The sequence below is a fragment of the uncultured Veillonella sp. genome (assembly GCF_915069625.1).
GTDB lineage: Bacteria > Bacillota > Negativicutes > Veillonellales > Veillonellaceae > Veillonella.
This window is the reverse complement of the sequence record NZ_CAJZFD010000050.1, coordinates 1-11,685: the sequence shown is the minus strand read 5'-3', so window position 1 is coordinate 11,685 and position 11,685 is coordinate 1. Positions and strand designations below refer to the sequence as shown.

At 40.4% G+C, this 11,685-nt stretch carries 14 protein-coding genes; 3 read left to right on the top strand and 11 right to left on the bottom strand.

From position 1 onward, the window contains the following. Positions 1 to 94 precede the first annotated feature (94 nt). From QZ548_RS04050 to QZ548_RS04030, 5 genes are all read right to left on the bottom strand, one after another. Positions 95 to 901 (bottom strand): hypothetical protein, encoded by an 807-nt coding sequence (locus QZ548_RS04050; protein ID WP_295868504.1) that lies wholly within the window; start codon positions 899 to 901, stop codon positions 95 to 97. Between the two features lie 19 nt (positions 902 to 920). Beyond that, the gene (locus QZ548_RS04045) at positions 921 to 1,736 is read right to left on the bottom strand and encodes a hypothetical protein (protein ID WP_295868502.1); all 816 of its coding nucleotides are present in this window, start codon (positions 1,734 to 1,736) and stop codon (positions 921 to 923) included. Between the two features lie 366 nt (positions 1,737 to 2,102). Further along, positions 2,103 to 3,263: a DNA/RNA nuclease SfsA gene (gene sfsA, locus QZ548_RS04040; protein WP_295868500.1), complete on the bottom strand. Its 1,161-nt coding sequence runs from the start codon at positions 3,261 to 3,263 to the stop codon at positions 2,103 to 2,105. A gap of 170 nt (positions 3,264 to 3,433) precedes the next feature. Next, complete coding sequence (locus QZ548_RS04035; RefSeq protein WP_295868497.1) at positions 3,434 to 4,297, bottom strand: HigA family addiction module antitoxin; 864 nt, start codon at positions 4,295 to 4,297, stop codon at positions 3,434 to 3,436. 16 nt (positions 4,298 to 4,313) lie between these two features. After that, on the bottom strand, positions 4,314 to 4,610 hold the full coding sequence (locus tag QZ548_RS04030) for a type II toxin-antitoxin system RelE/ParE family toxin (RefSeq protein WP_295868495.1): 297 nt from the start codon (positions 4,608 to 4,610) through the stop codon (positions 4,314 to 4,316). A 463-nt stretch (positions 4,611 to 5,073) separates the two neighbouring features. Between QZ548_RS04030 and QZ548_RS04025 the strand changes: the two genes are divergently transcribed. The 3 genes from QZ548_RS04025 to QZ548_RS04015 all read left to right on the top strand — a co-directional run bounded on the left by QZ548_RS04025 (position 5,074) and on the right by QZ548_RS04015 (position 7,243). Continuing rightward, on the top strand, positions 5,074 to 6,030 hold the full coding sequence (locus tag QZ548_RS04025) for a DUF1858 domain-containing protein (protein ID WP_005384870.1): 957 nt from the start codon (positions 5,074 to 5,076) through the stop codon (positions 6,028 to 6,030). Between the two features lies 1 nt (position 6,031). Then, positions 6,032 to 6,697: a hypothetical protein gene (locus QZ548_RS04020; protein ID WP_005384869.1), complete on the top strand. Its 666-nt coding sequence runs from the start codon at positions 6,032 to 6,034 to the stop codon at positions 6,695 to 6,697. A gap of 258 nt (positions 6,698 to 6,955) precedes the next feature. Next, entirely contained in the window at positions 6,956 to 7,243 is a 288-nt protein-coding gene (locus QZ548_RS04015) for a cupin domain-containing protein (RefSeq protein ID WP_004694414.1), read from the top strand. A gap of 88 nt (positions 7,244 to 7,331) precedes the next feature. Here the strand turns inward: QZ548_RS04015 and QZ548_RS04010 are convergent, their stop codons facing one another. From QZ548_RS04010 to QZ548_RS03985, 6 genes are all read right to left on the bottom strand, one after another. Next, complete coding sequence (locus QZ548_RS04010; protein ID WP_295868492.1) at positions 7,332 to 7,853, bottom strand: nitroreductase family protein; 522 nt, start codon at positions 7,851 to 7,853, stop codon at positions 7,332 to 7,334. 197 nt (positions 7,854 to 8,050) lie between these two features. Further along, positions 8,051 to 8,509 (bottom strand): OmpH family outer membrane protein, encoded by a 459-nt coding sequence (locus QZ548_RS04005; protein WP_039968825.1) that lies wholly within the window; start codon positions 8,507 to 8,509, stop codon positions 8,051 to 8,053. A gap of 259 nt (positions 8,510 to 8,768) precedes the next feature. Next, a complete protein-coding gene (locus QZ548_RS04000; RefSeq protein ID WP_005384862.1) occupies positions 8,769 to 9,146 on the bottom strand; it encodes a GerW family sporulation protein in 378 nt (125 codons plus the stop codon). A gap of 72 nt (positions 9,147 to 9,218) precedes the next feature. After that, positions 9,219 to 10,358: a hypothetical protein gene (locus tag QZ548_RS03995; protein WP_105090039.1), complete on the bottom strand. Its 1,140-nt coding sequence runs from the start codon at positions 10,356 to 10,358 to the stop codon at positions 9,219 to 9,221. 29 nt (positions 10,359 to 10,387) lie between these two features. Beyond that, complete coding sequence (locus QZ548_RS03990) at positions 10,388 to 10,966, bottom strand: cob(I)yrinic acid a,c-diamide adenosyltransferase (protein ID WP_039968824.1); 579 nt, start codon at positions 10,964 to 10,966, stop codon at positions 10,388 to 10,390. 176 nt (positions 10,967 to 11,142) lie between these two features. Continuing rightward, a partial coding sequence (locus tag QZ548_RS03985) for a M23 family metallopeptidase (protein WP_295868488.1) occupies positions 11,143 to 11,685 on the bottom strand: 543 nt, incomplete at its 5' end.

The window sequence follows — 11,685 nt, the reverse complement described above, 5'->3', positions numbered from 1 at the left end:
TATTTTTATTAAATACAATATATTTCGGGATTACAATCCTAAAACAACTGTTTTATCATCGTATTGAACACTTATAACTATCTCTATCCCTTATTTAGTGACCCGCATGCTTTATCATATGATCTAAAATGCTAACAAAATCTCGTTCCACACCTGAAGTATCATTACCAGTACTACCTATGCCTGTTAGCATGGTTTCTTTCCAGTCATTTCTTGCCTTATACCTAAAACCTATCAAATACTGGGCTTTCGTTTTGTCCTCTTCTCCGTTTGGCAAATAGTAAATGCCAATGTGTCTTTCAGCGCGAGGATGCAATAGAGCTGGGTTATCTTGCGGTTTATACTCGCTATATATAAATTTCATAAAGGTTAGAATATCTTCACCCTTTACAGACTTATCTACAAAGATAATCTCGTTGGATCTAAATAGAGGTATCTTATTAGTACCGGCTACACGCTGTGCGCTAGATTTAGATAGTTCTAGGACTTCCTCATATGTGGCCATTCGCAGGCCATGTTGCTTAGCACGTTCCACCAAAGCAGCGTTCAAATGAATTAAATACTCTTGTGAATAGGCAAAATTAGCATTCGTGTATCTTTCACCACCTGGAACCGGCAAGGTTGGGCGTTGCACCACAGAATTCGTAGTGAAAGAAAAACCGTTGCTTTCATCATAAAAGACATACACATTCCGCTGGAACGGTTTTTCCTGTTCCACTACAGAGGACTGGAGAACAAGATTAGGATGAACAACAGCGAACTCCTTTTCCACGCTAGACTTGATATCCTCTGGCGTCGCAGGATCACCATTTTCCGTAGTCCACACAAAAGAACAACCGCTCAATAAAAATGTACAAATACACACAACAACTAATGATATATACCTAATCAACTGCTTCATAGATACACCTCTCCCTGACCTATTTTCCTCGCACAGCCTGTTGTATTTCCCGATCAACAACGGTAATTATATCTCGTTCAATCTGCTCAGAACTCTTATCTTGATAACCAACACCACTCATTAAGGTATCTCGCCAATCTTCCCGCCCTCTAATTTTAAAACTTATTAGGTACAGAGCCTTGCTCTTGTCTGTTTCACCATTTGGTAAATAGTAAAAGCTAACCTTACGGCCATACACGCTACTTACTAAGGTCTCGTCACCATTAGGTTTATATAGAGAATATATGTCTCCTAACATACCCACTACACCAGCACCATTAGATGTTTGATTAAGAAATATAAAATCCCCTTCCTCAAACAAAGGAACCGTACTATTATCCTCTTTTCGCATAATCTTAGCATCCATTAGCGCTTTGCGCTCCTCATTATTAGCTACCTGAAATCTGTACTTTGCAGCAAGCAGTGCTACCTCACTATTCAAGCGATCTAAATAAGCCTCTGCATACCTATACTCTGCGTTCGTAACCCGTTGACCACCAGGAATAGGCAACTGAGGAACCTCAACAGAAGCACGCGCAGTAAAGACAATGCCATTATTCTCATCAAAAAACGTATATTCATAGTGCTTATAAGGCTTTGTAGTAACAACCTCAGAAGCCTGCAACACTAGACGAGGATGATACGACGCAAAACGCTTCTCAACCATTGCCTTTACATCATTTGGCGTATACGGATCCGCATCGAGCGTCGTTAACCGAGAAGAAGTACAACCACCCAATACAACACTACAAACACACACCAAAACCAACAACACAAACCTAACAAACACAGGCATACACAACCACACCTCTCTCTTTTCCCCATTTGTATCAAGTATTCATATCAAATTTGCAGACACAATCATTGATACCATCAGCTGATTGTTGATACTCTACTTCACACCCTTTCCCCATCAGGGGCCTCGCCCCATGCGAAAGGAAAAGGGCTTTTGTTGTTAATAGTTGAAGCAACTAGTTAATAGAAAACATAGATATGGATGGGACGGACTCACATATAACGTAATAAAAAGGGCTTCCCTTATTGATGAGCGACTTAGGTCACTATGGAGCGAAGAGATAAGGGAATCCCTTTTTTAACAATCTAGCATATTTGTATTCGGGCCCCATCCATACTATTTTAGGTTATTCGCCATTAACAACAATCACTTAACTAGCGCATCCAATTTATTCATTCGATAGTTCTCTATTACATCCATGAACGCTTTGTTATGAATAGGATTTTCCGTCATCCCAAATAGGTGGCTTTTACAGTCACAGTCAGAGCAGCCAAATTTAGGGACGTCCCATTCGGCAACGCCACGGACCGCATCAGCGAGGGCGCATTCCGCATCAGCCCAGCTAGTTCGTATCGGAAGACCTGCTATCATTTCGCAGTGACCGCGGAAGTAATCTAGATGCCAGTGCATTTTCTTGCGTTTTCGTTTATGACGCTCAATGCGTTTCGTTAAGTTTGCCTTCGCAGAGCCGACGTACATATAGTAGCCAGATTTGAAATGCATCATCCCTTTAGAGCCGATTTCAAGATCAAGATCATGGTCTAGGTGCATGACCATCACGTACACGCCGCTATCGTGAGCCTCTGTGTCGAGGATGCTGCTCGGATAGAAACATTCTCGTGTTACAGTGGGCATGGTAAAAGTCTCATCCCAGGTCACAGCAACGGCTTTCCAATCTAAAGATGGAGCTACCTCTTTAAAGGTACGAGCGAATTCTAAATCCGTATGGTAGTCCGGTAAGAACCACTGCGCTCTATCCCATTGTACGAGGAATAGAACCCCTGTATGGTACCCTTCGTTTTGTAATTCTTTCAGATGTAATAAATGCTTGCGACCCCGTTCGGTTATGGCATCAGGGAACATGGCGCCCGTTTTAGAGAATAACGTACAAGACTTGACCTCTAACAAGAACTCATCGCCTTTATCATTGGTGAGGAGCAAATCAAAGCGTGATGATGTCCCATGTAATTTAACTGTATACTCTCGTCTTACAACGCGCCATTCCTCCCAACCAGGAATTAATTTATTTTCAATCAAATGCTGCGCTACATCGTTACTGTAGTTTGTATCGAGCATAATTACGACACCATCGCGCTCAATGCCCACTACGCGGTATTTTGTCTTCGCATCAGGCTTATCGTGAGGCACGATGTACATCGTTACACCAGTGAATAAGAGCTCCCACATGCGCCCAGGATTTGGTAAATGCGCGAGTACACTTTCACCATTCAAATCTAAGGTCACCACAAAACGGTTCGGGCGACCAGTATATGTTGCTTTCAAAATTGTATCGTAAAGAACCTTCATTGTATCTCCTATATCAGTAATATTCTATATGTCTATTATACGCTATTTTGTTACAGGATAAGAATCCTCGTACTATGAAAGTCCTTACGTTAATGGGTACCTCTAACAAGTGCTATAAGCCCTTACAAACTTACAAAAAAGAGGTGTTTAAAAACTTACCAAAATATGGCTCAATAATTCACCACAGTTACAGGATCATTGTTACGGTATTTGCGATTACTACGTTGATAATCTCGTTCTACCAAGTTATGTAGGGCTTCTCCTAATAACTTCCAAAAACCATCAGTATCTTCCGTTGGTATACCAAGAACAATAGAGTTTCCTTTGGAATATGTAATACATATAGAGGTTATATTATCAAGAATTGGCAAATACACAATAATTACACCACATGCTGCTAACATATCCTTAAGAGGCTCTTTCACACCAGCTAATGGTTCACTCTTAAGGTCCTCAATTTTAGGTATAAATTTTCTTAGCATCTCTGCATCATAAGAATTTACCTCTACAAAACGCACCTGACCTTTCGTGATTTGTACCAGTGTATAAATCGCACTCTTTTTAGCTGGCTCCATATCCTTAATATTTTCATATACTAAGGGCATAACCATTTCATTATCTACATTTTTTAAAGAAGCTACCTCAAAAAACTTCTGTAAATTATTAACCTGCTCAGCTGCCTTTTTGGTTTCTGGCACGATACCTAAACGGGCGAGCTTAGCATAACCAAAAGGTTTAGCAAAATTAATTTCTTCATCAATTGAGTTTTCATACTCCACTTTTAATATCTTCTCTCTGTAATTAGCTTCTAATCCATTCCAAAAACTTGCCTCTACACCAAATACACGTTCAAGACGCATTGCTACATCCTGAGTTAATGGCACCTCTCCATTAATGAGCTTACTAATGTGCTTCTCACTCATATCCATTCGTGTAGCTAATTCTTTTTGGGACATATGTCTATCTTCTAAAACCTCTTTTATTGTCATTCCAGGCGGTATAGCAATAAAAGTTTTACTTTCATATATCTTCATAGGTATATCTCCTATACTAATGATAATCAATAATTTCTTGAATCTCTACTACATGAAACGTTCCATCAATATGTATAAAAATAAGTCTATAAGGGTGTACTAAATCCATAGCATATTGAGTTTTGCGATCTCCAACCAACTTATGACACCTACCTATACCATTTAAAATCAAATACTGAATAGATGTAGCAAAACGAAGTTGATCAATTCTTAAATGAATTTTACGTGCCATCTCACGTCCATATTCTCGCCTAGCAGTATTTGCATCTGTACAAACTGTTTCTAACTTATTATTCTTATATCGTATGTCCAATATGTCACCGACTCTCTCAAATCATAGTGAATGGTTGATACAATATAAATGGCCATTTATAATAATTTACCTAGTAGGTTAATTCTATTATACCTCTTCAAATATAAATGTAAATAAATAATTTACCAATTAGGTAAATTTAATAACACTATGTAGTATCAAAAATCATGTATGCTATTAATAATTAATATTGAAATTTTTCATTTTTGTAGCTTAGGTTACATTATTACATGTTAAAATAGTTTATACTAGGAACATCAGGTCAGTATTTAATACCCGTACTGATCGTTACGCCGGGTTTTGGTGAGGCATCGCCTAGTTGATCTCATCACGCTGTACGTATACGTGCGAAGCTTTCACAAAACCCAACGGCGTATATAGATTACATATAAAGAATTACATAGATTAACTAAGTAGTTTAGGCCACTATTCTCCGCAGAGAGGGCTCGAGAAAGGATTAACAATGGCACAAATCGCAGCAAATTTACAACGCATTAAAAACGGCCAACGCCGTTATGCAATTACACCTCGCGTTCCAGCAGGTTTCATTCAACCAGAACAATTACAAAAATATATCGACGTAGCGAATGAGTTCGGCGCGGTTCTTAAATTGACTGGCAGCCAACGCATTATGATTACGAATTTGAAAGCAGAAGACGTAGATAAAGCTTGGGAAATGCTCGGCATGGAGCCAGCGTACACTGTTTCTAACCGCGTGCGCAGCGTAAAAATCTGCCCAGGTACTACATTCTGTAAACGCGCTAAACAAGACAGCGTACATCTTGGCATGCAAATTGAACGCAAATATTTGTCTCAAGAAATGCCAAGCAAAATGAAAATCGGCGTATCCGGTTGTCTTAATTCTTGTACTGAAAGCCGCATGAAAGATGTGGGTATCATCGGTACTGTAGAGGGTTGGAACGTATACGCTGGCGGTAGCGGCGGCGCGCATCCACGCATCGGCGACCTCATCGCAGAAGTAACAACTGAAAAAGAAGCTCTTGCATTGGTAGATCGTATCATTGCATACTATAAAGAAAACGCACAAATTGAACGTATGGGCGAATTCATTGACCGCATAGGTTTAGAGGCTTTTAAAGAGGCTGTATTGGGCGACCTTGAAGGTGCTCCAGCTGAAAGCAAATCCGATGAACCAGCTGTGTTCTTGCCTGGTCATGGTAACGATCCTGAACCAGAAGCACCACGCCTCGAAGCAGGTGCTCCTATCACACCAGACACAATCATTCGCGACATCGTGGATACATATCCAAATGTTGTGCCTGTATTACAAAGCATCGGCATGGGTTGCCTAGGTTGCCCATCTTCTACAGCTGAACCATTGTGGCAAGCTGCAGAAATTCACGGTGTTAATGTATACGATTTAGTTCAAAAATTAGAAACTGCACGAAAAGGAGCTTAATATGTCCGCATTCTTAGGTCACATCCATTACTGGTTATATCGTAAAATTCAATTGCTCGTTGAGCGTGAAAACTTGATTTTAGAAAAAACAACTAAGGTTGTTGATGATTTGGCAGAGGAATTACACTCTATTTCCGTAGATACATACGGCGAGCCAATCAACCCTAGTATTCCACTAGAAAACATCATCGACCATGGCAATATCCATGGCTGGTTGTCCAACCAAATCAACATCGCTTCCGTTCGCGAAGCAGCTTTCATCAAAGATTTGCTCGACACTAACTCCGGCGACGAAGCCGTACATGTAGTAACAGCAATTCTTGATGCATTCGCAGTACAAGGTCAAGCTTGTGGCGTTGTGGCGCAAGACAATCTTGAGGAACACACTGCACCTGCTATTTACAATGCACTTCAAAACTTCTATGTAAACGGCATGCCTTGTGACGGTGGTGACCAAGTTGTTTCTGAAAGCCCAGATGAATTCACATGGGTTGGGGATCACAGATTACAAGCAGGCTACTGGCGTACAGCGGGCGTTGACCCTAAGTTTATGGCCCTTGCCTACCAAACTTGGTTCGAAGCTTTTGTAAAAGCGGTTGATCCTAACTTTGAACTTGTAACGACTGAAGAAAACGGCACACGTTTATACTCCATTCGTAGAAAATAATAGAGTATCTACTCTCAGATATATGTACCAAAAAACGAGCGTTTAAAGCGCTCGTTTTTTCATATCTAATATTTGGCTATTTGAGTTTTCTATATATTTCTTCCCTATTTTCTAAAACTGTAGCTATAGGCACAGCATTGATAAGTAATATCATTTATAATGTAACTATAAGATAAATACATCCTATTATGTATTAACATATCGTATTACGTATAAACGTAAGCTTTCAAAATAAAAGCTAGAATTAGGAGGTCTATTATGGCAGGCACAGTTAATCAAGAATTAGGTTTATTATTCCAAGGTCCTAACTATGTAATCGTTAAAAAAGGCGGCAAAGCTGGTGAAAAGGTTGAAAAACACAACCATCCAGAAGCTAATGTCATCTTTACAGTAGTTAAAGGTAAAGTACAAGTATTCCTTAACGAAACTGAAGAACACGTACTTGTTCCAGGCCAAGTATTAGAATTCAACGGCGACAACTACATCCAAGCTACACTTGTAGAAGACAGCGAATTCGTTGTAAACCTTATTCACAAACCAGAATAAAAACTAGTTTAAACATAAACCCTATAAGAAAAGGCGGTTAATCATTTGAGATTAACCGCCTTTTTTATGGAGCTTACATTTTTTGAGATTAAAAGGAATTATATATTGTTAGCTCACTTACATCACACCGTTTTGTATGGCCCGGTGCTGGTACGCAGTCTGGATGAGGGTATCCGATAGGGAAGATAGCTACAGGAATGATGTTATCTGGCAAGTTATAAGCCGTACGCACTTTAGCTGGATCAAAATGAGCAATCCATGTTGTACCGAGGCCCATATCTGCGACTTGGAACATAATATGAGAGCCTACAATACTAGCGTCTACAGTGCCTAAATCCGCATCATCGTACTCTCGTTTCCAACTCACTTGATTATCGTAACAAACAATAATAGCCAAAGGAGCATTAAAATGACCATTTGTGCAGTCTTTTAACTTATTAAGACTATCTGTTGTATTTAATACAAGTAGTCGTTGAGGCTGATAATTATGAGCCGTAGGAGCCAATCTTGCTGCCTCTAAGATTATATCTACCTTCTCCTGCTCTACAGGTTTCGTATCAAATTTTCGAACCGAATACCGTTCTGTGGCTAACGCTTTAAAATCTTTCATTAGATCTCACTCCTTAGTTGAAATAATCTAATCTATTTTAAAGAAAATTCCGATATAACTCTTATAGTATATAAATTCGCTATATAGATAAAAAAGTCCTATCATAAAGAAGTCCTATCAAAGACCTCAAAAGAAAGCTCCCCTATACAACCAAAAAGCCCCTCATCTGAAACCAGACAAGGGGCCATTGTTATATATTATTTTTTAAGACGGCTAATTACTTCGTTAGTAATGTTTTCGATTTTGCTGTTAGCGTCAGCCGCACGGATTGTGTATGGATCATCCAATACTACATCCATTTTTTTCTCAACGCGAATGGATTCAACAGCATTGTGAATTGCTTGCATCATAGGTTGAGCAATTTTGTTAATTTCTTCGTTTTCTTTTTGAAGCAATGGAGCTACGGATTTGTTGAATTCAGCTTCTGCTTGAGTTTGATCTTGAATTTTTTCAATTTCTTGTACTTTTTTCTCAATTTGTGGACGGTATTGAGCGTCTACTTGTTGCATTTTCATATCTAATGCACCATAGCCAGGGTAGCTATTTACTACTTGGCTCATATTTACTAAGCCAATGTTAGCAGCACTTGCTACTGCAGCAGTAGCAGACATAGCACCAACGATAGCTAGGGTAGTTAATTTTTTAGATAATTTCATCTGAAATCCTCCTCGAAATAAAAGTGTCACTATACAATCCAATAGTGTACTATTTTTACTATAACAAATCTCGCTAACTTTCACAAGACTATGTTACATAGCATAATAAAGCCCTATGAACTGCTTATGAAAGTCTATAGAAGTTAAAATAATACCCACAGGCACGCTCTGAAGCTATAATCGCAGTCGTTACGGACATATTCAGAGCACACATGTGGGTATTACGGCTTTCACCTAGTATTTATAATTCGTCACCGAATTATTGTTCATCGTTCAAATAAATGTATTTATCGGATTTCAATTTGGACACGAGGTCAGGCACCAAACCGATTAGACGATCGAAGCTGCTGCTGTAAGGGTTACCTTTAATGTTGAACAACTCGATGCGTTCGCCTTTAATAACGAGGATAGCGCTTGGTTCCATTTTGGCACCGCCGCCACCGCCACCACATTCGTGATTTTTGTTAGCAGTGTTATGGTTTGTACCAGTACCGAAACCAAATGTTACGTCTACGAATGGAACAAGTGTAGTATCGCCGATTTGCACCGCTTCGCCTACTACAGTTTCCACCTTAATCATATTTTTGAATTTCTCGAATAGGACTTCCAAATTCTCTTTTACATTACTGTTCTCCATCACAGTACCTCCGCTTTTTGTGAAAGTATCATTGCTATGTTAGCTCATGTACTTAGTTGACTTAATATATCCTTACGCTGTTTGACCTTGTTCGGCTTTCAGCTTTTCTAACTGCTTAGCTTCCTTCCGTTTAACCCAGAAGACGCGAGCACCTTCACCCAATAGGGAACGCATTGGTTTAGATAGCAAAAATCTTGTGCCATGCCAAGCCATAACAGCTAAAATGATGCGACCTTTGATGTGACCGCTACCTTCACCAGCCCAGTTTACATAATCGAGCTCGATGTTCTCAGCTTGTTCTGGCCAAATGCTGTATAGCATAGATGCGATAATCCCCATACGATATGGGTCACCGATACCAAATCGACCTTCTATAGCCACATCGCGTGGTTTAGAGTGGTCATAGCATCGTTTCGAAACAAGGAACAGCTGGTGCCACAATTCTGTATTTGTTACATGTTTCATGAACCAGAATGTAGGAATTTTAGATTTAAATGATGCCACTGGATCGTTTGGATCTGGCTTTTCAAAACGTTGTTTCACCGTCGTTTTGAGGTCATTCACCTTCGTAAATACCTTTTCCTTAATGGAACCGTCACTGTTGAAAGTAACGCGACTTACTGTTTCATCATCGCTTTGAATATGAGATGTTGGATCTTGCTGAATGGAGTCATACCGATCAGCACGAGCTTGTGCATCCATGTCCTTAGAAGCTTGTTCAGGACGTTCTATGCGCTCATTCGGCTTTTGAGAAGTCCCCGCTCCTGGCGCCTCTTCATCACTAAAGGTAGCGTCAGAACGCTGAGCGCTCTTCAAATCATCAAAGCTAGTACCACTAGAACTTGCAGAAGGACCTTGTCCGCCCCCTTGCATCGCCTTGGCGAAGGCTTCCGCTTGCGACATATCGCCATCGTCGTCCATCACCTTTTGGTATTCTTCTTCTACGCGATTTTCAAGCCATTCTTCATAATCTTTCACAGGACCAATCTTGAGCATGCCCAAAATGTATAATTCCTTAAAAAATGGTTTGTCCTGCAAATACGCTAAATGCAGTGAAAATACACGCCACAGCCATTTGACGCGCACCTCGCCACGATATGGCGAGCGTCCATTGATTTCGATGCTATATGTGATTGGTGTCAGTAGGATAATCAAGATGAGTGCTGCAATGATGGCCACAATAACGAGGGCCACAATAGCCACTGTACTCAACCACATCACCTCCTTAGGTGTACCTATGATTAGTTTTCAATACCTTTTCGAGCCATTACGCCTTGAAGGTAGTAATGTTTGACCTCTTTCATTTCCGTTACAAGGTCTGCCTCATCGATTAATTCTTGAGGAGCCCCACGGCCCGTAAATACGAGTTCCGTTTCTGGATGACGAGCATCAAGCAAAGCCTTTGTTTTATCCCATGTAATGAGTTCAAAGAAGAGTGCCATGTTGTATTCATCAAGAACGACGAGATCGTACTCACCACTGCTGATAGCAGCTAGTGCACGTTCGTAGCCTTTTTCGATGAGCGCGACATAGTCCTTTGGCGGATTGCCAGATTCAAAGACAACGACTTCATCGCCCCATTTAGCGAGTTCATCCTTGCTCTTCATCCCTTCTTTTATGATAAAGAATGGCTTGCCCACGGTTTCCAAGGTTAAATTCTTTAAGGTAGGTAAAATAGTATGTTCACTATATACTTTAGATTTCATAAATTGCAAAAAGAGGACTTTCTTGCCAGCGCCGATGGCACGGATGGCTAGACCAATAGCAGCGGTCGTTTTGCCCTTGCCTTCGCCGGTATAAACTTGTACATAGGCCTTCATAGATATACCTCCGTTCATATACTTTTATTTTACAATATATATATGCAAAAAGAAAGAAAAAGAACTTGCTATAGTGCATTTGCACATATAACAAGTTCTTTTATATGAAGTCTATTAGATTATTTACTCAACAATTAGAAAATTACATCATCATCGAGCTCTAAATAATGCAACGATTAGTTACTAATTGGTAAGAAGATCATAGGGTCTACAGGAGCGCCATTTAAACGTACCTCGTAGTGAACGTGAGCACCCGTACTTTTACCAGTACTACCCATCAAGGCTATAGTTTGGCCTTGTTTTACACTCATACCTACCGTCACAAGCACAGCACTGTTATGGCCATAACGTGTTACGAAGCCATTACCGTGATCGATTTCAACGAGGTTACCATAACCACCGTCAGTATAACCAGCGAACGTAACTACACCAGCTGCGGTCGCCACGATTTGTGAACCATAGTCATCCGCGATGTCGATACCTTCATGGAACGCACCAATAGCACCTGTCACAGGGTCTACGCGGCTACCAAATGGAGATGTAATAACGCCCTTGCTCGGCCAGATGCTTGGTGTCGTACTGTTCACAGCACCACCAGAACCAGCGGAGAAGTTGATGGATTGCAATGCCATCAAGTCTTGTGCACCACCATCGCGAAGGATGTTGCGCATCGTATAGAAGCTAACGAGTAATTTTTGCGCATCTTTGTCCATTTTAGA